Raw genomic sequence first — 24525 nt, 5'->3', positions numbered from 1 at the left:
TGGCGATATACACCTCTAAAAATTCGAGGTCATCCCCCATGCTGCTCGCCACGTTGATCCATCGCGCTAGTCTGCCCTGCCCGCAAGTAGGTGCCGATCAGGCGGCTCAACTTCTCATGCAGCATTACGGGCTTGCTGGCACGTTGCGGTCACTGGGCAGCCAGCAAGACCTCAATTACAAAGTCGACAGCACTCGCGGCCGGTTTGTTCTGAAGATCTGCCGGGGCGACTATGCGGCGATTGAGCTGCAGGCCCAGCACGCGGCCCTCGACACCCTGCAGGCCGTGCGGGTGCCCAAGGTCATCAAGGCCCTGAACGGTGAAGAACTGTTGAGCGTGACGGTCGATGGCCAGCCCCTGCACCTGCGGCTGCTGGACTATATCGACGGCCAGCCGTTGACCCATCTGCCGCATTTGGGGCGCGACGTGATCGTAGGCTTCGGCGACCTGTGCGGGCGCATGAGCCTGGCGCTGGCGGATTTCTCCCACCCTGGATTGGACCGTACCCTGCAATGGGACCCGCGCCATGCCCGGGAACTGATCACCCATCTGTTGGCCACCCTGGAAAACCTGCCCCAGCGCGCCGCGCTGGAACAGGTGGCCGAGCAGGTTGAACAGCGCATTCGCCCCCTGGCCGACCGCCTGCCCTGGCAAGCGGTGCACATGGACATCACCGATGACAACGTGGTGTGGCAGCGCGATGCGCAACGGCACTGGCAACTGCAAGGCGTCATCGATTTCGGCGACCTGGTGCACACCTGGCGGATTGCCGACCTGTCGGTGACCTGCGCGGCCCTGTTGCACCATGCCGAGGGCGACCCGTTTGCCATCCTGCCGGCGGTCCGGGCCTGCCATGCCGTGACCCCACTGCAGCGCGAGGAGTTGCAGGCGTTGTGGCCGCTGATCGTCGCCCGTGCGGCAGTGTTGGTATTAAGCAGCGAACAGCAGCAGCGCCTGGATCCGGACAACACTTACCTGTTGAAAAACGCCGAACACGAGTGGGAAATTTTCCATGTGGCGACGTCGGTGCCGTTTGAGCTGATGGAGGCTGCGATTCTCGGCAGTGTCGGTGAGACGCTGCCGTCGATTGCCAGCCAGGACTTCGCGCCGTTGCTACCGGGCCTGGTGGGGCGTGAGTTCGCGCTGATCGACCTGGGGGTGCTCAGCCCGCATTTCGAAGCCGGCAATTGGGAACTGCCCGGCATTGATCGGCAGTTGCTGGATCAGGCGGCGGCCGTGCATGGGCTGGCGGCAAGTCGTTATGGCCAATATCGGCTGTCGCGCACCTGCCCGGACAGTGCCACCGAACCGCAGACTTTCCCCCTCCACGTAGAGCTGCATCTGCCCCATGGCACGGTGTTGGAGGCGCCTTTTGCCGGAACGCTGCATCAGGACGCCGATGGCCTTGTGAGCGTGCAAGGGGTGGAGCTGAGCGTGCGGTTGTGGGGCGTGGACACCCGGTTGAAGCACGGTTCATTGCTGGTGGAGGGGCAGGTTCTCGGTGAGGTCCATGGGCCGCTGACCGTGCAACTGTGCCGTGCCGACCTCGAACCGCCGCTGTTTTGTACACCGTCCCGGGCCTTGGCCTGGCAAGCCTTGTGCCCCTCGCCCGCGGCATTACTGGGACTGGCCTGCGATGCCGAACCGGAACTCGACCCCCACGCCCTGCTGGCCCGGCGTGACGCCAGTTTTGCCCGCTCGCAGAAGCACTATTACGTCGACCCTCCACGCATCGAGCGCGGCTGGCGCAACCACCTGATCGATATGCAGGGCCGCTCCTACCTGGACATGCTCAATAACGTTGCCGTATTGGGTCACGGCCACCCGCGCATGGCGGCGGTCGCGGCGCGGCAATGGTCGCTGCTCAATACCAACTCGCGGTTTCACTATGCCGCCATTGCCGAGTTTTCCGAGCGCTTGCTGGCGCTGGCGCCGGCGGGCATGGATCGGGTGTTCCTGGTCAACAGCGGCACCGAGGCCAACGACCTGGCCATCCGCCTGGCCTGGGCCTACAGCGGTGGGCGCGACATGCTCAGTGTGCTGGAGGCCTATCACGGCTGGTCGGTGGCGGCGGATGCGGTGTCCACCTCGATTGCGGACAACCCCCAGGCCTTGAGCAGCCGCCCGGAGTGGGTCCACCCGGTCACTGCGCCGAACACCTATCGCGGTGAATTCCGCGGGCAGGACAGTGCGCCGGACTACGTACGAAGCGTGGAACATAACCTGGCGAAAATCGCTGCGAGCAAGCGCCAACTGGCCGGGTTTATCTGTGAACCGGTGTACGGCAACGCCGGCGGCATCTCCTTGCCGCCGGGTTACTTGCAGCAGGTGTACAGGTTGGTGCGGGCCCAGGGCGGCGTGTGCATCGCCGATGAAGTGCAGGTCGGCTACGGCCGCATGGGGCACTTTTTCTGGGGCTTCGAAGAGCAGGGCGTGGTGCCCGACATCATCACCATGGCCAAGGGCATGGGCAACGGTCAGCCACTTGGCGCGGTGATCACCCGTCGCGAGATCGCCGAGGCATTGGAGGCCGAGGGGTATTTCTTCTCGTCGTCGGGGGGCAGCCCGGTGAGTTGCCGGATCGGCATGGCGGTGCTGGATGTGATGGAAGAAGAAAAGCTGTGGGAAAACGCCCAGGTGGTCGGCGGGCATTTCAAGGCCCGGCTGGAAGCGCTGATCGACCGTCATCCCCTGGTGGGCGCGGTTCACGGTTCCGGTTTCTATCTGGGCCTGGAGTTGGTGCGTGACCGGCAAACCCTGGAGCCCGCCACCGAAGAGACCACCCTGTTGTGTGATCGCTTGCGGGAGTTGGGGATTTTCATGCAGCCGACTGGCGATTATTTGAACATCCTCAAGATCAAGCCGCCGATGGTGACCTCCAAACGTAGCGTGGACTTCTTTGTCGACATGCTGTCGAAGGTGCTGGATGAGCAACTGTAAATAATCGATTGTTATCGGTGATTGGCTGTCATATTTTTCATCCAGGCTGTCTGTTCGCTTTTAAAGCCGATTTTTATCCGTTATAAAGTCGGCCTTTACCCCATTCGGAGTCCTGATCGCCATGACCACCCTGCACAGCACCCCCCGCGCCGATGGCTTCCACATGCCCGCCGAATGGGCGCCACAGACCCAAACCTGGATGGTGTGGCCCGAGCGCCCGGACAACTGGCGCCTGGGCGGCAAGCCCGCGCAGGCCGCTCACGTGGCCGTGGCCAAGGCCATCGCACGTTTTGAGCCGGTGACCGTTGCGGTTTCCGCCGGCCAGTACGAAAACGCCCGCGCCCGCCTGGACGTGCCGAATATCCGTGTGGTGGAAATGTCCAGCGATGACGCCTGGGTGCGCGATACCGGCCCGACGTTCGTGATCAACGACCGTGGCGAAGTGCGCGGCGTGAACTGGGATTTCAACGCCTGGGGCGGTTTTGACGGTGGCCTGTATTCGCCGTGGAACCGCGACTCGCAGGTGGGCGGCAAGATCCTCGAAATCGAGCGCGCGCCGCGTTACCGCACAGAGGGTTTCGTGCTGGAAGGCGGCTCGATCCACGTCGACGGCGAAGGCACCCTGATCACCACCGAAGAGTGCCTGCTCAATCGCAACCGTAATCCGCACCTCGACCGTGCCGAAATCGAAGCGGTGCTCAGCGCCAACCTGGCTGTGGATAAGATCATCTGGCTGCCGGACGGCCTGTTCAACGACGAAACCGACGGTCATGTGGATAACTTCTGCTGCTACGTGCGCCCGGGCGAAGTATTGCTGGCCTGGACCGACGACCCGCAAGACCCGAACTACGGACGTTGCCACGCCGCCATGGCCGTCCTGCAAAGCAGCACCGACGCCCAGGGGCGCTCGTTCACAGTGCATAAAATGCCGATCCCGGGGCCGTTGTATGCCACTGAGGAAGAGTGCGCAGGGGTCGACCCGGTGGACGGCACACAGGAACGCAATCCGACCGTGCGGTTGGCGGGTTCCTACGTCAACTTCCTGATCGTCAACGGCGGCATCATCGCGCCAAGTTTCGACGACCCGTTGGACGCTGAAGCCAAGGCTATCCTGCAGAACCTGTTCCCGCAGCACGAAGTGGTGATGGTGCCGGGCCGTGAACTGTTACTGGGTGGCGGTAATATCCATTGCCTGACCCAACAACAGCCTGCCCCGCATAAAAACTGAGTGCAGTTGTAACAATGCCTTTCCGGCAGCCGGGCGCTCCTCGGTGTCGGCCCCTACAGCAAGCCCGCGGCCCATCACGGTCGTGGGCTTTTTTGTGTCCGCCCACCTATAAACACGCGACATTGGCATAGCTCTTGTATCGGTGTTGCCCCAGTGTCCCAGGGTGATGACCGCACAGTTCTGTCATAAACCTTGAGTAAGTTAGCCGCTCACGCAGCAGGAGAGAGCGCCGAAATGAATGCCAATATCAACCCGATGTACACGCGCACCTTCCACCCTTCGCGGGTTGACGGTGACGCGATCCATGCGCTGGGGCTCTGGTTGAAGGAAAACGGCTCGCGACAAGTCAGGCAGCAGCCGGATTTGCGCAGTGTGATGAGTGAACGCTACCCGGTGGGGTTGTTCAGCGAGGATGAAATGCACGCGTTGTGCGAGTTGATGAGTAACTAACGAAATGGCCTTGGCTTCATCGCAGCTGCCTCGCTTGCACTCGGCAGCTGCGATAAGAAGGGGGTTTACGTTTAGAAGCTATAAGTGCCCGTCACCACCAGGTTACGCGGATCGCCCGGCTGAATCTGCGCCACACTGGTCGCCGATTCGTAGTAGGTCTTGTCGGCGATGTTGTTCAGCGCCGCGCGCACATCCCATTCTTTCTGCCGGAACCCGACCAACGCATCCCAACTGCCATAACCCGGCAGCACCACGGTGTTGAGGCTGTCGGCGTAGCGGTCGCCGACCAGGGTCAAACCGGTTTCCGCGTACCAGCCCATCTCCGGTTTCCAGGTGACAAACAGGCTTGCATTGCGCTTGGCCACGTCGCTGACGCGCTTGCCTTCAAAGCCGTTGTTGTCCTTCTCGACCTTGGCATCCTGCAGGCCGACACCACCGCGTACAGACCAGTTGCCGACGATCTTGCCGGTGGCTGTCAGCTCCACGCCGCGCGAGCGCTGCAGGCCGCTGAGCAGGGTAATGGTGCGGTCCAGCGGGTCGCTGGTGCGGCGGTTGTAGAGTTCCAGTTCGTACACCGCCAGGGTGGTGCTCAGGCGATCGTCGAGCCAGTCGCTTTTTACGCCGATCTCTTTTTGCTTGGTCAGCTCGGGGCTCAGGTCGTTGACGCTGCCGGCGGCGTTCGGGGTGATGCCGATCAGGCCGCCACCGGCCGGTGAGAAGGTCTTGCTCCACGAGGCATAGAACGAGTGGTGTTCCAGGGGCGTCCACACCAGGCCAAAGCGCGGGCTGGTGCTGTGGCTTTTGACGTCTTGTTGGGTATTGAGCAGTTTGTTTTTGGTGTCCACTTCGAAACGGTCGTAACGCAGGCCGGCCAGCACTTGCCACTGGTCGTTCAGGCGCAGTTGGTCTTGCACATACAGGGCGCGGCTTTCGACTTCGGTGTGGTTGTTACTCGATACGCTCATGCGCCCGGTGTGGCTCAGGCGACGGTTGGGCTGGTTGAGGTCCAGGGCTGGCACGGCCTGGCCACCGCGGTTCACAGCAGTGGCGGTGTACAGCTTTGGATCGCGGCGCTGGCTGCCCAGCTCCACGCCGGTGAGCAGGCGGTGTTCCAGGCCGAAGGTGCTGAAGCCTCCTTCCAGCTCGACGTTGTTGAAGACGTTGAGGGTGGTCAGGTCTTGCTGCCAGCGTTGGCGCGTCACCCGATTGGTCGAGGCAACATAGGCGGTCTGGTAGGTGTTGTCGAAATCGCTGTCGAGCTTGAACACGCCGAGGGTCTGGCGCAGTTGCCAGTTGTCGTTGAGTTCGTAGGCCAGCTTGGAGCGCAGGGACTGGGTCTTGTCGTCGATGTAATCGCGGCTGTCGCCGTAGGTGGTGCTGCGACTGACGTCGGCGGGGCGGCCGTTGACGCCGGGGATGCCGCGATCCGGCGTGCGGTTGTAGCGGCTGTATTCGTATTGCACCAGCCAATTGAGATCCGGGGTGAGCTGCCAGCTCATGGACGGCGCGAACAGTTGGCGATTGCCGCTGACGCCGTCGCGGAAGCTGTTGTTGTCCTGGTTGCCCATGTTCAGACGCAGGCTGATGTTGTCGGTGGGGTCGGTGCTCAGGTCGGCATACACACTGCGCAAATCGTTGCTGCCGCCCTGGGCCTCGATGCTCGACTTGCGCCCGGCCGTTGGCAGTTTGCTCACGCGGTTGACGATCCCGCCCTGGCCGCCTCGCCCGTAAAGCACGGCTGCCGGGCCTTTGAGCACTTCGATGCGCTCGATGTTGTGCAGGTCGCGCACGTACTGGCTGTCGTCGCGAATGCCATCGAGGTAGAAGTCGTTGCTCGCGTCGAAACCACGGATGCGCAGACTGTCGAAGCGCGTGTCGGCGCCGCTGCTGACGTTGGGGATGCCGCTCAAGGCCTGGCCCAGGTCGTTGGTGCCGTAGGCGCGCAGGCTTTCGGTCTTCACCGAGTCGATGGCCTGGGGCACATACCGTACCGGTGTGGCGGTGCGGGTCGCGGTGCTGGTTTCCTTGACGCGCGGGTCGTCTTCGTCAGCTTCGGCGCTGATCGAGGTTTCGGGCAAGGTGGTGGCCGCACAGGCAAAACCGGCAGACAGCAGAACAGAAAGCCCAAGGGTCATGGGCGTCAGGCGAAGGGCAGGCATGGTGGAATGCATCCAAAGGGTTTGGCAGGAAAAAGCACGCTAATGGTAATGCTTTGCATTTGCGCGCGTTATCCATTACCAAACGTATCGGCTTTGAAATATGTTACGAGATGTGTTTCATGGGTCGTTAAAGACAGAATCTGGTCGTTTTCAGAAAGGCAGTAGGCCTTTGCTTAGAATTATTTCGCCTAAATACAGACGATTCACGAAATTGACACATAGTTCAACGCGCGACTAGGATTGCGCCCAACGCCTGTGGCTAACAGCCATGACTCATCCAATAAGAAAAGGCCCGCGGCATGTTCAGTCGTCCGCGGGCCTTCTTTTTTCGGAAAAGTCGACACCAGAAAAGCGACATGGAGCCTGGTGTCATCGCGCGTACTCAACCCGTAATAAGGAATACAAAAAATGTTGAAGCAACGGATGAGTCTGATCGCTCTGGGGATTTTGAGCGCATCGACAGCAATGGCAAACGACCAGGAGCAATCCAAGGGTTTTGTTGAAGACAGCCACCTGAACATCGCGGCCCGTAACGCCTACATCAGCCGCGACTACAAAAACGGCAAGCAAGACAAAGCCGAATGGGGCCAAGGCTTCATCGGCAAGTTCGAGTCCGGCTTCACCCAAGGCACTGTCGGTGTGGGTGTGGACGTGATCGGCCAATATGCTATCCGTCTGGACGGTGGCCAAGGTCGCGCCGGCGCGGGGGGGATCGACTTCTTCAAGCAGGGTAATGGCACCACTAACCCAGATGGCTCGGCAAACCCTGGCTCGGCACCACACGACCTGGCCAAAGGCGGCGCAGCGGTCAAGTTCCGCGTCTCCAACACGGTGCTCAAGTACGGTGATCAGTTCCCTAACGTTCCGGTCCTGGCCTACGACAACTCCCGTCTGCTGTCCGAAACGTTCACGGGTACGTCGATCGTCTCCAAAGAGATCGCCGGCCTGCAACTCGACGCCGGTCACTTCACCAAGGAAGCTCGCAAGAGCGCCGAAGGTACCGACAGCGGCCGTCTGAAAAGCATCGACTACGTCGGTGGCAGCTACAAATTCACCGAAAACCTGTCGGCCGCGCTGTACGCCTCCGACATGCAAGACGTGCTGAAGAAGCAATACGTCAACGTCAACTACGTGCTGGCCCTGCCAGAGAAACAGTCGCTGACCTTTGACTTCAATGGCTACAAGACCAAGCTGGACAAGAGCTTCGCCCTGGAAAACCAAGGCAGCGAAGACGCTCGCGACAACAAGATCTGGAGCCTGGGCGCCACATGGGCTGTCGGCCCGCACAGCTTCACCGTCGCTCACCAGCGCAGCACGGGCGACACCGGCTACCTGTACGGCGGCTACCGCAACGCTGGCGGCATCGGCGACGGCGGCAACACCATCCTGCTGGCCAACTCCTACTGGTCCGACTTCAACGGCAAGGACGAGCGCTCCTGGCAGGCCGGCTACGGCCTGGACTTCAGCACCTTCGGCGTGCCTGGCCTGACCTACAACGTGGCCTACGTGCGCGGTACCAACATTGACGACGGTTCCAACCGTGGCAATGGCACCGAGCGCGAGATCTTCAACCAGTTCAAATACGTCGTGCAGAGCGGCCCGGCCAAAGACCTGAGCCTGCGTGCTCGTGCGTCCTGGTTGCGCGTTTCCAGCAATGCCGACAAGTACAACGTAGGCGGTAACGAAATCCGTCTGTTCGCCGACTACCCGATCAACGTTTTCTAAGTGATCACACGTCGCGCCTGATTCCAGGCGATAAAAAACCCCGACTGGTTCGGGGTTTTTTTATGGGGGTGCATCAGTCCTCGTGGCTCTGCAAAATCTTGCGCGCCAACGCCGCATTCCTGTAGTCGAGCATCAAGGACAACCCCTCATAGGGTTCGATCTTTTTATTGTCGATACACAGCTGTGCCATCAGCAGCAGTACCTGGCGTTTCTTCTTGTTGACCCGCACGCCGGGTACACCGAACGCGGTCTTGCGCGTTACGGGTAACGGCGCCTCGGGCGTCAGTTGGACGGTTACCCAGATGCCCTGGACAAACTGCAACGTGATCTCCTCGATATGTTCGATGGGTAGCGGTTGCGCCAGGTTATTGAACACAAAATGCTCCGGTGTCAGGCGCAACGCGGTCTGCGGCGCGCGCTTGAATCGACGGATGCCCAGCCAGAGCAGGCCCAGCCCGATAAGACCCAGGCCCGCGCCCGCGCCGACTGCCGACAGCGGCGTGCCTTTCAAACGCTCCGGGGCGAGCCAGACTCGACTCAGGATAAACAGGGCCGCCAGCACAAAGGGCAGGCCCGACACCGCCATCAGCACCCCGCGCCACTGGCCGCCTTCATGCAGGCTGCGCTCACCCTCGGCCGAAGCGGCCAAGGTTTCCAGCAGCTGGGTGTGCGCGCTGTTCTCCGACACGGCCATGTCCATCACGTCGCGAGACAGCTGCTCGCGCAATGCCTGGGGGGCGCTGAAATAGGCATCCATCTGCGCATTCGCTACGTCGCTATCCACCTCGCGGATGGCGCCGCGCAGGGTATCGTCCAGTGGCACGTGCAGCGCCTGCAGGCGTTCGCCATTGGAGGGGTGGGAGTCGGTGGGATGGGGTTGATGAATCTCCAGGGCTTCGGCTGATGGTTGCAATTTACACTCACGCAAGCTCGTGAACACGGCGTCGGGCAGGTCTGTAGCCGTACCTGCCTCACACAACGCCAACAGTGCATCCTCAACGTGCGGCTGCAACACCGACATCCGCAACAACGCCGAAGCCGCCGCCTCAGGGCCCACCAACTGCGCGCCGGCAGCGTCCGCCAGCAATTCGCGCTCACGGCTCCAGTGGTTAACCGCGTGATCGAAACGCTGCATGAAAAACACCCCGAACAGCAAAGACGGGCGCATCAGCCAGCCTTGGATCAAATCGCTGCCCAGCAGGGTTTGCAGCAGCGCCTCCAGGCTGCGATTGACCCCATCGTAGATCGGCAAAAAGCGCAGGCTGTATTCCGTGTCCTGCCCCACAAAGTGCGCCAGCTCATGGCCGATCACCGCGCTGATTTCTTCACGGCTCAGCAGGCCCAGATACAGCAACGGCACATGCAAGGTGCGCCCCTGCAGCAAAGTATTCGCCGGTTGCACAGTGGCCGCGCTGGAGGTCACGTAAAAGCCCTGGGCCAGGCTCACCACGATGTGGTCCGGTGGCAGCGCACCGAGCCGACCCGCCAGCTCGTCCACATGGCGCCACAACCCTGGAGCCAGCGCGGGCGTCACCACCTGGCCGAACATCTCCAGCGGCTCGGGCTTGAACATCCCCAGCATAGGGCGCAGCTGTCTGAGCAACTGCCAGATCGAATACACACAAAACGCCGCGATCACCCCCAGCACCGCCATCAGCTTGACTTCGCCACTGCCCAGCCGGCCGATATGCCACATCCCCAAGCCTTCGAAACTCAACGCCAACGCGACGGCCGCCGCCACCGCCACCACATGGCCCACCAGCACATAAGGCAGCAGGCGGCTGCCCAGGGAGAACGCCTGCACTAACCTCTCCCGTGATTGCCGTGCCCGCCGCCCGGCCCAGTACGTACCTGCCAACGCAGCCGTACCAATCAACGCCGCCAACAGCCCCAAGCCCATCACCCACGGCGTCAGGACCCGCATCGCACCGTTCACGCGGTGGGCGATGGGCAGTTCGGCTTCGATTTTTGCCAGGCGCGAGAGGGCCATTTGCACGCTGATTTTTTCATCGACCAGATCGACCGTCGCCGTCGGCTCCTTCGCCGCCAGCGCTTGGAGTTGCTGTTTAGCGGTAGTCACCGTGATGTGGTAATCGACCAGCGCCGTGGTGGTTTCGTCAGCACGCTGACGCTCCCAGCCACCGAGGGCGGCCAGCAACAGCGGGAAAACGATGAGGAGGCAGATCAGTTTGAGAGCGTTCATGGGAGTCCGTTCACAACGCAGGGATGTTCAGGTTTATACCGAAAAAAACGCCCCTGGGTATCTACACCACTCTCAAATGCGGGCACACCACTCTGTGGTGAGCGGGCTTGCCCCGCGCCGGGCTGCGCAGCAGCCCCAATAAAGACACTGAGATTTTTCTGTTAAAACTAAGCACCTGGTTTTGGGGCCGCTTCACAGCCCTACTTACAGCCCGGTATTCCCAGGCGACTCCAACACCTTCACCCCATCATCAATCACCGCCTTGCTCATCTCCTGCAAGTAATGCGACGCCCAGGCATGACGGTCCGTCTCCTTCGTCATCGCTGCATCTTCGGCGAGCAGCTTGGCAACGTGGAGCAAGTCGGAAACGTGATGCAAGGCTTCATGCAGGGAAACACCGCTGTTGACGCGGAACAGAGGTTGGTCGGAGTGAAAGGAGAACGGGGTGACGCCGAGGGTGGTTAACGCAGAGGGATTTGGAGCGTTCATTGGTAAAACTCCCATATCGAGTGAGAGCTACCACGTTCGTTCTCAGGCGAATGGGTGGCAGCTGTGCGCAGGCTGAGAAACCGGAGATACAGGAACCCGGCAGACCCGAAGGTCTCCCACGCACAGCCGCCATTGCACGAATTTTCAGGCGAAAAAAAAACGCCTTCAAAATCGGGTGTTGGGGGCGCTTGGTGCGCCTGCATCTTGCCGGGTTCTCAGGCCCGATCGCTGAATTGGCAGCGACGGGGGGAGGTTAGCGTGGTGAGCGGTGAGGAGCAATCGGGAAAATAGATCGATTGATTTTTCAGTTATTCCTTAAAGGTAGCGACCGGGCGTTGATGCCATTAACGAATGGTAAACCTCCTGAATTCGAACGTTGTCGATCATCCCTTCCGTAGAGAATAGGCAGGAATCCGCCAAAAGCTGCCGTGGCAGCAGGCAGCAGGCAGCAGGCTGCCGAAAGCAGTCCGCTGTCAACGCCCTCTATCGGACGACGCTGTTGAAATATCGAGTACTAAAGCGGTTTTGTCTGGCAATTGCGCTACGTGCCGATCCGGTCGCCAAGGGGGTGCTTACCAGTTGTAACTCACCGACCCGGTCACATTTCGGCGATACCCGTATTTGCAGCTGTCGCCGGTGTAACCACACTGGGAGACATAGGTTTCGTCGGTCAGGTTGGACGCATTGAGCGCCAGCTTCGCCCCTGCATAGGATGAAGACAGCTTGCCCAGGTCGTAGCTCAGGCTGGCGTCAAACAGCGTGTAGTGGGGAATGCCTTCGCTGTTTTGCGAGTCGATATAGCTCTTGCCGACATAGCGTACTCCTCCCCCTATCGCCAAGCCCGATAGCGCGCCGCCCTGAATGGTGTATTGCGACCAGAGCGAGGCCAGTTGTTCAGGGGTATTGCCAGGTTGATTGCCTTTCTCATCGGCCGTATTGCTGCGGGTAATTTCAAGGTGTGAATAGCTGTAGTTGGCCATCAACTCCAGCGCATCGGACACCTGCGCCTTGCTTTCCAGTTCGATACCGCGCGACTGGATTTCTCCGGTCGCCACCGAGAAACGATTGTTGGCAGGATCGGCAGTCAGTACGTTTTGCCGCGTCAGGTCGAACAGCGAGACGGTCACGTAGCTGTCACTGCCCTTGGGTTGGAATTTGATCCCGACTTCGTACTGGCGACCGGTTTCGGGTTCGAAGGCACTGCCGTCACGCGCCACTGCCGTGATGTTAGGGAAAAACGACTCCGAATAGCTCGCGTAGGGCGCCAGGCCGTTGTCTGCCAGGTACATCACACCGGTCCGCCACGTGAAGGCGTGATCGCGCTGCTTGAGGTCTGCCGCCGTGTCGGTGGCGTAATGGACCGTTTTCGAGCGTGCCCAGTCTTGGCGACCGCCCAGGTTGAAGACCCAATGTTCGTCGAATTTGAGCTGTTCTGAGAGATACACACCCGCTTGGTCTAGCTGACGACGCTGGTTGATGTCGTAAAAAGCGTCCAGGTCGCTGTAATCCTGGTGATAGACCGGCGCATACACATCCAGGGGATCAACCACGTTGCCACCCCCCAACTGGTTGGTACTGGCGTGTTGCAAATCGATACCGACCAGCGTTGTATGTTCGAAACGGCCGGCGTTCCACTGGGCCTGGAAGTGGTTATCGAGCAGCGCATTCTTCACCTTTTCGTGGCCCAGATAACCGAAGCGGCCCACGGTGCGCTGGTCGTCATCCAGGCCGTATTGGTAAATCGTGCGCTGTTCCTGGTAGGAACGGCTGTAACGGGCGTTCTGGCGGAATGTCCAGATATCATTGAGGTGATGTTCAAACTGATACCCCAGTGACCACTGTTCTACATCATATTTGTCGAAGTCAGGGTCGCCGACAAAACGATCCGTAGCGATCCGTCCGTAACGCGAGCTGTCGAGTGTGCCTACCCGGGGCAACGCGTAGTAGCCCAGCACATTGCGGTCTTTTTGAAAGGACGCCAGCACCGTCAGCGAGGTGTCGTCCGAGGGGCGCCAACTGATTGCCGGGGCGATGAATTGACGGTCATCACGGGCGTAGTCGATTTGCGTACCGCTGTCTCGCCACAGCCCGGTGAGGCGATAAGTCAAGACGCCGTCCTCGCTAAGCGGCCCGCCGAAGTCCGCAGCCAATTGCTTGCGATCAAAACTGCCTGCCTGCGCCACCAGTTCATGCAGCGGCTCATCGGTGGGACGCTTGCTGATCACGTTGACCATGCCGCCCGGTGAGCTTTGACCGTAGAGCACCGACGATGGCCCGCGCAGCACTTCCACGCGCTCCAGCCCATAGACTTCACCCACGGCACGGCTCTGGTTGGCAAAGCTGTACTGGCGCAGGCCATCGCGATAGATACCACCGCCAGTCGTCGCGTCAAAGCCACGAATACTAATCGTGTCGCGCCGGGTATCGACACCGTTGGCTTCACCATTGACCCCGGCGGTGTAGCGCAGCACCTGCCCGATGCTTTGTGGCTGCTGGGCATCGATTTGCTTACGGGTGACCACGCTGATCGATTGCGGCGTTTCCATGATCGACGTATCGGTCTTGTTGGCACTCATGGTCCGGCTGGCGACCAGGCCATCGTTGCGGCCTAACGAGGTGTCGTAGGCGGTGCCACTGATGGCGGTCGGCGCTAGCTCCAGCACGTCGCCGTTGCTCGGTACCAGCAGCAGGCTACCGTCGTCCTGGCGCTCATAGGTCAGCCCAGAGCCGAGCAAGAGCTGCGCCAGGCCGGCCTCAGTACTGAAATCGCCTTGCAGCCCCTGGGTTTTCTTGCCGGCCGTCAGCGTTGAGCTGCCCGCCATGGTAATCCCCGCCTGTGCGCCGAAACGTGACAGCGCAGAATCCAGGGGGCCAGCGTCGATGCTGTAATGCTGCGAACTACCCGCGGCAAAGACTGGAAGGCTGCAAAGCGGTTGCACGCTGAGCAACAACAGTCCAAGCGTACGGGCACGCAGGGCGCGGGAAGGTGAAGTCATACGGGGCTCCTAAGGGGTCAAGACCCACCTCTGGCGGGTGGGTGATCCCTATAGGCCAAGCGAGTACGAAAAAACTATCGTGCAGCGGAAAAAATATTTCAGGCGGGCACGATCGAGACCCAATACCGCGTCATGCGCTCGATTCGCACCGGTAGCGTGCGCGCTACCAGGGTCAAGGCTGCATCGGTGTCATCCAGCGAAAAACTGCCTGTGAGGCGTAACCCTGAGACTTGCTCATGACAACGTAAAACACCGGGACGATAACGTGAGAGCTCCGCCACCAAGGCATCCAGGCGCAGGCGATCCGCCGGCAGAATCCCGCGCAGCCAGGCCTGGGCGACCAGCAGGTCGGGGCGGCTCGGTACGCCGATACCCAGGCGATCCACCCGTGCCTGCCATCCGGCCTCAAGTGAAGAGGACGTTGGCTGGCCGCGTGAGTGCACCTGCACCTGGCCGCCCATGACGGTGACCTGCGTGCCCTGCCGGTCATGGCGCACTTGCAACTGCGCATCGCGGCTCTGCAGGATCGCGTCCGGCGTGATCAACTGCAGCGGGCGCGATTCTGCTCGCACATTCAAGGCCAGCTCGCCCTCTATCATCTGTATGCGCCGCACCTGGTCATTAAAATCCAGGTTCACCGCACTGGCCGTGTTCAGCCATAGCGAGCTGCCATCAACCAGGGTCCACTGGCGACGCTCGCCGGTTCCTGTGCGGTGGCTCGCCAGCGCGGTGCGCACTGGCGTGGACCCCGCGCCTTGCCAGGCAACGGTGCCAACCGCACCAAGGACCAACAGGCGCTTGAGTAACTGCCGACGTTTCTGCATGTCCGGCCCAGCCGACGCCAGTGCCCTGCGCGCGGTGGCATCGCGCAAAAGATTCGCTCCGGGCTGCTGCAACAGCGGTAAGCTGGCGACGCGCTGCCAGGCCTGCTCATGCTCATCGCTCGCCTCGCGCCAACACCGCAATGCTTCCAGATCAGGCGCACTCATAAGCCCGGACTGCGTCCTGACAAGCCAATCAATGGCGATATCGCGCACCTGCGGATTAATCTCGGCCCTCATTCGAAACGGCTCGCATAGCAAACACTGAATGCCTTGCCCATGGCCCGTTGCACTTGAGCCACAGTCAAACCCAACTGCGCAGCGATCTGCGGATACGTCAGGCCGTCGAGCTGAGACATGAAGAAAATCTGCCGTATGCGCTCAGAGAGGCCAATCAACAGCGAGTCGAGTTGCAACAAGGTTTCGATCACCAGATACCGGTCCTCGGGTGACGATTCCCCCCCTTCGGGCCGAGCAGCCAACGCTTCAAGATAAGCCCGCTCGATCTCCTGGCGGCGCCAGCGATTGACCAGCAGTCCATTGGCAATCGCCGCGAGAAACGCCATGGGCTGGCGCAACTCGCACACCTGCTGAGGGGCGCGCAGCACACGGATGAACGTGTCGTGGGCCAGATCCTCGGCGTCGGCACTGTGCCCCAACCGCCGGTTCAGCCAGCCCTGCAACCAGCCGTGATGATTCTCGTACAACTGTTCGACGGACGATGTTGGGCTGGCATCCTGCATGTGAGGCTCGCACTGCGTGAATGATAATGCTTCTCATCGTATTGATCGGGCGCATGGTTGTACAGTGTTTACACCTGTTTGATGGGGTGGAATTCTACGTCCATATTCCTGACGGCCTTTGAATGACCCTGGCCGGGTTTGTTTTCTTGCAGTTGCCGATATTCATTCAAACGCCAAATAGTACAAAGCCCCGAATTACGGGGCTTTGTGCTGTGGTGATGAGTCTGGACCACTGACTTGCAATCAGTTGGTCAATTACCTGGGCGCTTCGCGGTCACCTGGCAAGCTATAGGTCGCTCGACACGCATACGTGGTCATAATCAGCTCCCGGCAATCGGGCTCTGGAGACGCTTTCCCTGCATGAGGGAAACGCTCCAGCACTAGTATCTGCAATGCCTTCCTGCACGGCTTTGAAATGCCAGGATTCATCAGCCAAGTAGCGGCTCAAAGCTCGCTGCAGGTGGTATTGACGATCTCGGTCGGTCGCCTGCGCCAGTTGATCCAGCTCGCTGGCAAGTTCGGGCTTTACTTGGAAAGACAGAACGGGAGGCTGCCATAACGCTGCTCCATACATTTTTGTATACGCTGTGTACACGGCATGCAGACGCTATGCTTCGGCTGGTAGTCGGCCAATAGCGGTTTGTCGGTTTGGGGAAGGATTTACAGGCGAGCGACTGGGTTGTATTAACCCAGAAACAACAAAGCCCTCACATTTCTGTGAGGGCTTTGTTTTGTATGGTGCGGCACCAGGAGTCGAAAGTGTACATAAGTACATGTTTTATAATGACCTAATTTTTAGGTGAGATTCTATATCTCTAAAACTATCCTTTAGCATTCATTAGGTTCAGGCAAAGCCAAGCTACGATCTATTTCCCTAGAGGCATGGCAGGTTGTTGTGCTTGAGTAATAAGCGAGCGCCTCTCCAGCTATGCTAAGCAACAGCAAACGACCCAGCTACCGTTGCTTAAAAGGCTGCAATCGGGCAGGCAAAAGCGTAGCTCTTTGATATGCAGCGAATGAAGCAAGCGATAGTTGGTCGAATCGTTATGGGCATACTTGAACTTTGCCTAGTAAATTCACGTTTATCACAACTTCAAACTCACATTCTTGCTTTGAGTAAAAAATAGCTGACTTGGAAATTGTGGACTGCAGTACTGCGCGGTTTTGGATGTTAAACCATGGTTGGTTTTGGTAGTGCACATAAGCAAATTGCTCAGCTACATTTTTAGAGGTAGACCAAGACTGGCCATATTTTTGGACTATGTGTTCGTTCATGCCGCAACCTCGGTAGATTTCAACAGTTTCCGCAAGGTTTGCGATGTCGTTAGGCTTTAGCTCTTTGGTTAAAAGTACTCTTGGGTACCATGCTTCGTTTTCTTGTCTAGTAAAGAGTTGGTGAAGTCCACCGTACGCAAAGCCAGCAAATGCATGCCGAATTGGATCGATGATAGCGTAAGCATGCTCATTTTCAAACAGGTGCTCGTAATTTAAGAAAATTCTCTGAATCTCTTCTTCGGCATTCTTTTTATTTAAAGAGGTGAAGGAACTCTCAATCATTCTGTAAATATCGTCTACGTGACTATCGCAACCTAAACTGTTGATCTTCTCTGTCAGATCTTGGGTGTCTATGCACATCTCATTTATCATAAATTGATGCGCTTCTTGGCTGAGTGGCACAGGATCACCTTTATGCATAATAATTAAGCTAGCGAGTAGGCAAAAGCGTAGCGTCTACCTATCCGATCGGCTAAATCAGCGGGGGTTGGGCGCGTTGTTAGGAACCAATGGCGCAGAACATGCCGGCTAAATAAAAGGTTCCTACCACTACGCTGCTTAGTAATATGCCAGTAGAGAAGGACATTAAGAGGACCCAGAATAGTATCCATGTGGCTTTGCCATATCCTGAGGAGTCTGTACCAAAGAGTGTTAGCGGTTCAGTATTCATGTTGCGCAATTTTTTAGCGGTAAGACGGAAGTCAAGCAAACGTGTTACCACGGCTGCGGAGCCAGAAATAGATGCAACAAGCAGCGATAGGAAGGCGAGTAGAAATAGTACAGCCAATATCCCTGTGGGTTTGAATGAAGCATCACGCAGAAGAGAAAGGAGAAAGCCTAGACCGCCCACTGACAGTCCAGAAAACAAAGCGAGGGCGGTAGAGAGCTGGCTAATAGTTTGCCCTTGCCACCTTACGAAGCGCTCATTGCCCAACTGTGATACCTCCTGGGTCCTAAAAATAAGCTAACAGGCAAACAAAAGAGTAGCTTTTGCGGGGCCAGTTAGCAACTAGTTATACTTTTTGCGAGCTAGTCTTGAACTGTGTGCGCCCGAATGCATTTTTTTCATAAAAGTCCTTTGTTGAAACTAGTAGTACATGATCGCTTTCTTTGATTTTGAATGGCATGTGCTCAAGAAATGAGTAGCGCTCTATAAGTAACTTGAAATTCCAGTAGGTGTCGGAGTTGTCTGCGCAATAGCAGTTAATGGCTAGTAGCTGGGTTGCGTCATAGCTTAGAAACGATCTTACAATGTTGCTGTACATTTTTTCACTTGGTGCAAGTTTGCTATCGGCTAATGTTTCTTGGCTGAATTCTGAGCCAATACTTCCGTCAGGTACGTTTGTGGCTATAAATTTCAGGACTTGGTACAGGACCCTAAAATAGTGGCCGCAAATACCATTATGTTTTTCTAACGCATTTTTCGCGTCTTGTAGATCGGAGTGATTCTCCGAAAATACAGAAAGCCTAACAATGTCTAAGTCTGATCGATCGTTTGTATACTTTCCAGTTGGCGTGGATATTTTTTCGAGAGCTTTGTTGTGTTGGTCGAGCAACGAGAAAAAGGTGTTTTCAAACTGCTGTTTTGCTTGTGTGTCAGATTGTTTGTTTAGCGCTGCTTCGGTTTTTTCTTGCGCAGAGGCGGATCGCTCAAGCTCTATTCTGGTTGATTCAAGCTCTTTGCTTTGTAATACGATTGTTAGTAAAAGCGCAATCAGGCTTAAAAAGCCAAATATGGGATTTAATGTGCCGCCGAGGAAATCTCCAAATGTTCCCCAATCTGAATTTTCATTGCTGAACCCGTTGTTGAACTCCATGAGATATAAGGAGAGTACAAAGCCGAAGACGCCTGTTGCGATCCCCAATATCCAAGTTATCCATTTGAATAGATTTCGAGGGGTTATGCTCTCAAACTTTTCTTCTAGGTTCAATTTATTGCGCTTCCTTGTGCAGCGTAACCTTTGGTTAACGGGCGGGTTTTAGCCTGTTCCAGTAAGCGATGAGAACGATTTGAGCGATTTGTTAGGCTGGCAGCAAAAATGCTCGATGCTAAAAGCATATTAACTCTCCTTGACTACTGCAAGCCCTGTTGCAATTGCAGTCTCCTTGAACGAGTTTTTAGATGCATGAGCTGCTGCAACGATGAATTCATTGCCGAGTGATGCTAAAAGGCCGAACAGCGTGTCTATGCTGGCCCCGGCCATTAAGTACAAGGTCGAGAGCGTTTGATGAAAGTGGCAATCCAAGCTCTCTTGATCATGGGGTGGCTTCGCCTCATAGGCTCCTAGGTGAAAAACGGCTCCGTAAATGGTTCCGTGCAGTGCTTCTGATGCATTGGCATAAATTGTCAGTAGACTCATGAATAATCCGGTACTGCCTAGCTTTGCTTCGATCACAGCAGCTCTTTCAGGGAGGGAAATATTTGTCCATCGTGTTTTTTCTCTTCCGCGTTCACTGGTGAATTTTGCAATTGCTACGCGGATTTCGTCTGGGAGGTCAAAGTCTCCTCCGTTGAGCGCAAGGCGTGCTTTAAGCTCCCCATTAACTTCAATGGATTGATCTAGACTCCGGCCAGCTTTGTTCAAGGAGTAATCAAGATAATCTGAAAACGCCGCGTCTGTGCATAGCTGAAGAAAGCAGAAATTCGTAATTCGTTCTATTAGTGCTCTTGAAATAATGTAGGCTTGGTTAGTGCGGCCATTCTCACACAGCAATCTTATTGAAATCGCGTCTTCGATGATTGCAGAGTAGATTGCAAAAAGGTCTGAAATTCGCGATTGACTATTCTGGTTTATGAGGCTTACATTTTCTACAAGTAAATTTACTTGGCTGTCTAAAAATGAGGCCAATATTTGCGAGCCGGCGCGCGTGTTTATGATTGTCATTCTGGTTTCAAAGGCCTAACTATAAGGCGACCTATATAAGGTGATATTTTTTGCCACCTGTGTCGCATAACTTTCCTTGTCTCCGCATAACCCCTTGATTCCATTGAGTAGTACGTTTTAGACGCGACAATGAGTAGGGACGAAGCGACAAGACTTACCCCGAGGCTACGTAAACTTTGGTGGTGTGTCTATGGTCCCGTTAGGATCAGGTCTCACTCAGAGATTGAAAACCCATGACGTATCTAGACGTCGAGCGAGCAGGCGGACCGTTAGCAGGTAGTAGTACCGCGTCGCCTCGCTGCGTCGATCTAGGCGACACTCAAGAAACCAAGTCACATGCTTTCTCTTCCAAGCCCAAGGCGTCTCTAGTTGCCAACGCTCTTCAATTTCAGCTTGGATAAACTTCGCCTGTCGCAAATGGCGTTGCCGCGTCGCATGCGATCCGGTCAGCGCACCAGCCAGGAACAATTCCATATTGAAGGGCTTACTCATGTCCGTCCTCCAATGTACGCAGCGACCGCGTCAATCCGACCGTGACCCAACTCATAGCTGATTTGTCGTCGAGCCTCATGATCAAGGCCCCCATCTACCTGGTAACATCTACCGCCGTTGATAGGCGCGCGATGATGGGTAATCCACTCATAGCGCTCACATGCGAACGCGGCCCTGAGTTCATGAAAGCCTTTGAGGTTGTATGCATGCAGGATGTCCCGCGCCGGGCGGACGACTTTCTGCAAAACGCTCAGGTAGCTTTCGTTTGACGCTATCAGGTTGCGGCTTCCCGCAGGCGAAGCCTGCTGCGCAAATCCAAGCGCGCCTCGAACGTGCGCATCCACCGAAATCCACCGGGGTGCCGAGGCACCGGCGCGGCCGCCTTTAGTGCCGTCCTGAATGTTAATCCTGCCTAGGTCGTTAGCCTCACGGCTTAACCGTGGCAGGTCAGCCATGATGGCCTCACGCAAGCGCATGCCGGTGGATCGCGCCAACAGAACGATCGCGGCGACCCGTAGCTGATGATGCCGGCAAAGCGCATCGACGATCTGCTTAACCTGTTCGTGCTCTTGGCCCTGCGGCACCGAGTGACGAACACAGGTGCGCTGCATGCCCAATGCCTTGCTCGGACTTGGCAGTTTCACATGCTGATCACCGCGAAGCGCTGCCATGGTCCTGTTCACGCTGGATAGGCGGTTTTGTGCGGTACTAATAGCAAGATCACCGCGCCTAACCAAGTCGCACAGGTACGCTGCGTAATCCACCAACATTTTCCGTTCAATCTGGCGCGCATCATTGATACCGGGCCCCTGTTCGGAACGGCATCACTTCACGAACGCCTGCCACCGATCACTGTGTGCCTTGACCGTGCCGTAGTGGCCACCGCTGAACACGTCTTTCAATGCCTGGGGCCCTGCATAACTCAATTGCCTGCCGTAACCGAAATTACGACCATCGCGTCTACCCACTAATGCCATGTCGGTCACCTCATGTGCCGTTCTCCCGTTCTCGCCCCACGTCATCCCGCCAAGAATGCTGAGTGTTATCAGGGATCAAGGCCCCTGCGACCTGTGGGGTTTGTCCACTACGCAGGACTGGCGGCTCCTTAGGACCGGGAGCTAGGGCATCTCATGATCTGGCCTCCTGAACACTTCCGAGGAAGCGGGCGGGTGGAGGCAGCGCTGGCTGACGAGACCGGCGCCGCGAGATCCTGAGTCGGGTGAAGGCAGTGAAGCGATGACCGGGGCATGCCTGACTGTCAGTCAGGTGCAGTCCATTCCGTGGGCTGCGGCACCATCATCTGCATCGCTGTTGCTGGTGATTTCGGTGTTTGTCACGCCGATTGTCACGAGGGGGAATGCCGCAAAGCCTTGTACGAGTTGGGCTGCAGCAGCGGTAGGAGCGCCCGTCTCTTTCCGGGAGAAAGAGACGGGCGCAGGTTGGCGCAAGGAAATGGCCAAGCGGATAGGTTGCTGCAAGGCAGCTATGAAAGGGGGAAGTTGCCGCAGTGGGCACACTGGTAAAAGTAGGCATCCATCACATCGCTGTGACCGTGCGAGCCGCCGGACGCTAATCGCACTTTGGGAGAACCACCACGGTGTGGCGTAGCCTTAAAGGTTCTGGCTACCTGGGGCTGCTGTCAACGACAGCGCTTTGCCCGATCTTTTCTACGCCTGTGGATAATTTGGGTCAAGGCTCGAATTTTCGGGAATTCTGCGGCTGTGGATGAAATTATCCACCGGTGGAAATCAGTGGTTTTCCACAGACAGTTGCGTGGGCTTTAGATTTTTTAAGTGAGGTCCATCCAAGCAGGGCGGCTTTGCAGCCCCGCTTGGATGGACCCGCGTGGAAGGGCGGACTGCGGTGATCTCATTGGTTTACCCACGTTTTGATGCGCCACGGCTATTTTGTAGGGCGGTAATGTTGTCGCCGACCGGGTGAGCGAATTCGTGGGGCGTCACATGCCCATGGCGGTTGGCGTCGATGTAGTTGCTCCACCACGCCATGATCAGCCGACGCTGTTCGAGAAATTCGGCCTTGTGGATATAAGCGGCGCGCACGCGGTTGCGTTCCTTGTGACTCATTTGCCGTTCGATGGCTGCGTCGGTCCATAACCCGGACTCCAGCAGGGCGCTACAGGCCATGGTCCTGAAGCCGTGACCGCACACGTCCTTGCTGGTGTCATAGCCGACGTTGCGGAGCATGGTGTTCACCGTGTTCTCGGACATGGGCTTCCAGTACTTGTGGTCGCCCGGTAGCACCAACTCTGAAAAGCGACTGAGGCTGCGCAGGCGCTCCAGTATTTCGATGACCTGCGGCGATAGCGGAACCATTTGAATGTCGCCGTTCATTTTGGTCCCGCGTGTGGAGTTGCGTACCCCTTCAATCGGTGTGCGCGTATCTGGGATTTCCCACATGGCGCGTTGAAGGTCGAACTCACTCCATCGAGCGAAGCGTAGTTCGCTGGAGCGGACGAATACATGCAACGTCAACAGGACGGCAAGGCGCGTCAGCTCGCGACCGTTGTAGTTGTCGATACGGTGTAGCAGTTCGGGTAGGCGGTTGAGGGACAGGGCCGGGCGATGGACTGTGCGCGGCGCGTGAATCGAGCCTGCCAGATCCAGTGCAGGATTCATGGTGATCTGCCGAGCCCTTTTGGCCCCGCGCATGATGGTGGATAAGTAGTTCTGTACCCGTAACGCCACATCCATGGTGCCGCGTTCCTTGATGCGCTGGGTGATCTCTAGCAGGTCATGGGTATCGAGTTCAGCGATGGGTCGTTGGCCGATCAGCGGGAAGACGTGGGTACGCAGTCGGCTCATCACGGTTTTTGCGTGTCCTTCGGTCCAGCGACGGGACATGTCGGCGTGCCACTCCAGAGCAACGGTTTCGAAAAGCAATGCCGCACGCTGGGCTACGATCTTGGCCTTCTTCTTTTCTTCCATTGGGTCGAGGTTGTCGAGCAGCAACGCCTTGGCTTCGTCTCGCTTACGTCGTGCGACGGAAAGGGTAACGATGGGGTAATTGCCGATGATGAGCGTGCCTTCCTTGCCGCTGGGCTTGGTGTACTTCAAGCGCCAGGTCTTTACGCCATTGGGTTTGACGAAAAGGTACATGCCGCCGCCGTCGAACAGTTTGTAGGCGCGTTCGCGGGTTTTGGCCGTGCGGCATTGCAGGTCGCTGAGAGGGATCGCTAGACGTGGCATAGGGGTACGCGCTCCTGACCGGAAAATCGCAGTACCCCTAACATACCCTCGGGGAAGGGGGATTTTGTTGGATCCCGACAGAGGGTCCTGGAACGAAAAAAACCGCCAAAGGGCGGGTTTTCGGGGCTTCTAGAGCATTCGGTGGAATGCAATGGAGCCTAATGTGGTGCCGGCACCAGGAGTCGAACCCGGGACCTACTGATTACAAGTCAGTTGCTCTACCAACTGAGCTATACCGGCGTGTTAGGGCGACGATTATAGCGATTGGCAACGTTCTGTAAACCCCTGAATTCTGACTATTTTTGCAGAACCCGAGCTTTTTTCACGAACGCCCCTTTTTCCGGCAAGCGCGGGTAGGATTCTTCCCTCGTCGTCGGGCGGTCTGGCCGGTGCGATGTTGAGTTCATCCCTGCCTAAGGAAGCCCCACGTGAAACGGATTCTCTCCCTGTGCCTCATCCTCCTCACCGCCGCTCTCAGCGCGTGCTCCATTACCAAGCCCGGCAACGACCCCGCGCTGGTCGGTACCTGGAAAGGCCTGCGTTCGGAAACCGGCAACTGTCAGTTCCTGTCGTGGACCAACCACCTCAAGGCCGATGGCCGTTTCACCATTACCTTCTTTCGCGATGCGCAGCAGACGCAGGTGATTCGGACCGAGCAGGGGTCGTGGTCGGCGGCCGACGGTAAGAACGAGTTGCGCACCGATGGGGTGCGTTCGCCGGATGTGTACACCTATAAGCTGGTGGACCCGGACACCGTGCATTACGTGAGTGTGGCAGCGGACCCCACCAGCGATTGCCAGGGTGATTATGAATTCACCGAGCGGCGGGTTCATCAATAAGCCTGAGCAGTTGTCCGCTGGCTGACGATGGTCAACGCGTTCGCGCTCGTGCTGGGTATCCTCTTGGTTCAATGG

At 57.6% G+C, this 24525-nt stretch carries 17 protein-coding genes, 1 tRNA gene and 2 pseudogenes; 5 read left to right on the top strand and 15 right to left on the bottom strand.

Going from position 1 to position 24525, the window contains the following annotated elements; all coding sequences use genetic code 11:
• Positions 1 to 38 precede the first annotated feature (38 nt).
• The 3 genes from Q8X51_RS17040 (at position 39) to Q8X51_RS17030 (ending at position 4617) form a co-directional block, all read left to right on the top strand.
• Positions 39 to 2939 carry an aminotransferase gene (locus tag Q8X51_RS17040; protein WP_407693519.1) on the top strand — a complete coding sequence of 967 codons (2901 nt, stop codon included), beginning with the start codon at positions 39 to 41 and terminating at the stop codon, positions 2937 to 2939.
• A gap of 121 nt (positions 2940 to 3060) precedes the next feature.
• Entirely contained in the window at positions 3061 to 4167 is a 1107-nt protein-coding gene (aguA, locus tag Q8X51_RS17035) for an agmatine deiminase (protein WP_065925790.1), read from the top strand.
• A gap of 234 nt (positions 4168 to 4401) precedes the next feature.
• Complete coding sequence (locus Q8X51_RS17030; protein WP_141156493.1) at positions 4402 to 4617, top strand: hypothetical protein; 216 nt, start codon at positions 4402 to 4404, stop codon at positions 4615 to 4617.
• Positions 4618 to 4688: 71 nt separating this feature from the next.
• On the opposite strand, the gene Q8X51_RS17025 is transcribed toward Q8X51_RS17030, so the two are convergent.
• Complete coding sequence (locus tag Q8X51_RS17025; RefSeq protein WP_323146860.1) at positions 4689 to 6776, bottom strand: TonB-dependent receptor; 2088 nt, start codon at positions 6774 to 6776, stop codon at positions 4689 to 4691.
• A gap of 408 nt (positions 6777 to 7184) precedes the next feature.
• Here Q8X51_RS17025 and Q8X51_RS17020 point away from each other — a divergent pair, with 408 nt between their 5' ends.
• Positions 7185 to 8501 (top strand): OprD family porin, encoded by a 1317-nt coding sequence (locus Q8X51_RS17020; RefSeq protein WP_027605121.1) that lies wholly within the window; start codon positions 7185 to 7187, stop codon positions 8499 to 8501.
• A 73-nt stretch (positions 8502 to 8574) separates the two neighbouring features.
• On the opposite strand, the gene Q8X51_RS17015 is transcribed toward Q8X51_RS17020, so the two are convergent.
• The 14 genes and pseudogenes from Q8X51_RS17015 to Q8X51_RS16950 form a co-directional block, all read right to left on the bottom strand.
• Positions 8575 to 10704 carry a M48 family metallopeptidase gene (locus Q8X51_RS17015; RefSeq protein ID WP_407693520.1) on the bottom strand — a complete coding sequence of 710 codons (2130 nt, stop codon included), beginning with the start codon at positions 10702 to 10704 and terminating at the stop codon, positions 8575 to 8577.
• A 204-nt stretch (positions 10705 to 10908) separates the two neighbouring features.
• Positions 10909 to 11193 carry a DUF3077 domain-containing protein gene (locus tag Q8X51_RS17010; protein WP_407693521.1) on the bottom strand — a complete coding sequence of 95 codons (285 nt, stop codon included), beginning with the start codon at positions 11191 to 11193 and terminating at the stop codon, positions 10909 to 10911.
• A gap of 572 nt (positions 11194 to 11765) precedes the next feature.
• Entirely contained in the window at positions 11766 to 14189 is a 2424-nt protein-coding gene (locus Q8X51_RS17005; RefSeq protein WP_323146863.1) for a TonB-dependent siderophore receptor, read from the bottom strand.
• A gap of 98 nt (positions 14190 to 14287) precedes the next feature.
• Positions 14288 to 15250 (bottom strand): FecR domain-containing protein, encoded by a 963-nt coding sequence (locus Q8X51_RS17000; protein WP_407693522.1) that lies wholly within the window; start codon positions 15248 to 15250, stop codon positions 14288 to 14290.
• Positions 15247 to 15753 carry a sigma-70 family RNA polymerase sigma factor gene (locus tag Q8X51_RS16995; RefSeq protein ID WP_092358685.1) on the bottom strand — a complete coding sequence of 169 codons (507 nt, stop codon included), beginning with the start codon at positions 15751 to 15753 and terminating at the stop codon, positions 15247 to 15249. The genes Q8X51_RS17000 and Q8X51_RS16995 overlap by 4 nt, the downstream gene beginning before the upstream one ends.
• A gap of 373 nt (positions 15754 to 16126) precedes the next feature.
• Positions 16127 to 16327: pseudogene (locus Q8X51_RS16990) on the bottom strand (CopG family ribbon-helix-helix protein); the annotation flags it as partial.
• 470 nt (positions 16328 to 16797) lie between these two features.
• Positions 16798 to 17430 (bottom strand): hypothetical protein, encoded by a 633-nt coding sequence (locus tag Q8X51_RS16985; RefSeq protein ID WP_407693523.1) that lies wholly within the window; start codon positions 17428 to 17430, stop codon positions 16798 to 16800.
• 97 nt (positions 17431 to 17527) lie between these two features.
• Positions 17528 to 17962: a hypothetical protein gene (locus tag Q8X51_RS16980; RefSeq protein ID WP_407693524.1), complete on the bottom strand. Its 435-nt coding sequence runs from the start codon at positions 17960 to 17962 to the stop codon at positions 17528 to 17530.
• Positions 17963 to 18041: 79 nt separating this feature from the next.
• Positions 18042 to 18959 carry a putative phage abortive infection protein gene (locus tag Q8X51_RS16975; protein WP_407693525.1) on the bottom strand — a complete coding sequence of 306 codons (918 nt, stop codon included), beginning with the start codon at positions 18957 to 18959 and terminating at the stop codon, positions 18042 to 18044.
• A 129-nt stretch (positions 18960 to 19088) separates the two neighbouring features.
• On the bottom strand, positions 19089 to 19913 hold the full coding sequence (locus Q8X51_RS16970) for a DUF5677 domain-containing protein (protein WP_407693526.1): 825 nt from the start codon (positions 19911 to 19913) through the stop codon (positions 19089 to 19091).
• A 216-nt stretch (positions 19914 to 20129) separates the two neighbouring features.
• The gene (locus Q8X51_RS16965) at positions 20130 to 20405 is read right to left on the bottom strand and encodes a hypothetical protein (protein ID WP_407693527.1); all 276 of its coding nucleotides are present in this window, start codon (positions 20403 to 20405) and stop codon (positions 20130 to 20132) included.
• Positions 20402 to 21382, bottom strand: a pseudogene (locus Q8X51_RS16960) (integrase domain-containing protein). The gene Q8X51_RS16965 and the pseudogene Q8X51_RS16960 overlap by 4 nt, the downstream one beginning before the upstream one ends.
• Before the next feature lie 900 nt (positions 21383 to 22282).
• Positions 22283 to 23611: a tyrosine-type recombinase/integrase gene (locus Q8X51_RS16955; protein ID WP_407693528.1), complete on the bottom strand. Its 1329-nt coding sequence runs from the start codon at positions 23609 to 23611 to the stop codon at positions 22283 to 22285.
• A 164-nt stretch (positions 23612 to 23775) separates the two neighbouring features.
• Positions 23776 to 23851, bottom strand: a tRNA-Thr gene (locus tag Q8X51_RS16950).
• 188 nt (positions 23852 to 24039) lie between these two features.
• Here Q8X51_RS16950 and Q8X51_RS16945 point away from each other — a divergent pair.
• Entirely contained in the window at positions 24040 to 24450 is a 411-nt protein-coding gene (locus Q8X51_RS16945; RefSeq protein ID WP_065925775.1) for a hypothetical protein, read from the top strand.
• Positions 24451 to 24525: the final 75 nt, after the last annotated feature.

Origin of the sequence: Pseudomonas sp. Yb2C2, from assembly GCF_052112325.1 — a bacterium.
In the GTDB taxonomy this organism is placed as follows: domain Bacteria; phylum Pseudomonadota; class Gammaproteobacteria; order Pseudomonadales; family Pseudomonadaceae; genus Aquipseudomonas; species Aquipseudomonas marginalis.
This window is presented reverse-complemented; position numbering and strand designations above follow the sequence as displayed.